Raw genomic sequence first — 1,059 nt, 5'->3', positions numbered from 1 at the left:
GGTGAGGTAGGCCCGTGGGCGCGGTGCCGACGTCTCCGTCGGTCGTCTCCCTCGGGCCCCCTCCCGCACCCGGCGTGCGAATTACTCCGCACCGGGCGCTCCACGTGTCTTGACCGTTGGTCAGCCGCCTGCCGTGGCAGCTGCTGGTCTCGGGGTCCACGGGGTCGGAATGTCGCTTCCGCGGTAGCGGTAGCGTTCCACTGCGACGCTGGATGCGCCGGTGAACACGACCCCGTTGTGGGCGAACCGCCACCCCTTGTCACAGAAGCGGTTGCGGAGTTCCTTCATCCCGAGCCGGTGTTTCCCTGTGTACTTGGCGCGGATCCACCGCATCAGCCGGCCCCAGGTGTGGGAGTCGACTGCGGTGAAGATCGCCTTTGACACCCCGTGTCGGAAGAAGTTCGCCCATCCCGCCAGGCTCCGGTTGACGCTGCGAAGCAGGTCGTCCAGCTCCATGTGGCGGGTCGATCTGTACGTCTGCTCCCGCACCTTGTCCTTGATCGACGCGATGGCCTTCTTGGACGGCTTGGTGTAGACGTAGTGCTTCGTGGTTCCTCGCTTCCGTTGGCGGCGGATGTTGTGCCCGAGGAAGTCAAAGCCCTCGTCGATGTGGACTACCCGGGTCTTCTCCGGTGCCAGCCGCAGCCCCAACGGGGCGAGTACGGCTGCCACCTCCTCGCGCAGGCCCTCGGCGTGGTGGCGGTTCCCCGAGACCACCAGGACGAAATCATCCGCATAGCGGATGATTCGCCAGTTACCGAGGCCGTCCTTCTTGCGCTTGGATCGCCGATACGGTGTCCCCATGTCGCGATTCCATTGCTGGTCGAAATGATCGTCCAGCGCGGACAGCGCGATATTGGCGAGTAGCGGCGATAGGATCCCTCCCTGTGGAGTCCCCGTCAGCGACTCTTCACGATTTCCGAGTTCGGTAAGGATCCCGGATTTCAGGAACGCCTTCACCAGCCCGCAGATACGCTTGTCCTTGATCCTTACCCGGAAGCGATTCATCAATGCCGTGTGATTGATCTCGTCAAAACAGGCTTTAATGTCGCACTCCAG

General features: G+C 63.1%; 1 protein-coding gene. It reads right to left on the bottom strand.

Features of this window, described 5'->3' with window-relative positions; genetic code table 11:
- Positions 1-120: 120 nt before the first annotated feature.
- Positions 121-1,059 (bottom strand): reverse transcriptase domain-containing protein (locus ACIQIB_RS39565; protein ID WP_400764339.1); only part of this gene is annotated, 939 nt, incomplete at its 5' end.

The sequence above is a fragment of the Kitasatospora sp. NPDC092286 genome, assembly GCF_044755565.1.
Taxonomy (GTDB): domain Bacteria; phylum Actinomycetota; class Actinomycetes; order Streptomycetales; family Streptomycetaceae; genus Kitasatospora.
The sequence above is the reverse complement of the archived record's forward strand: the minus strand, read 5'-3'. Positions and strand labels throughout refer to the sequence as shown.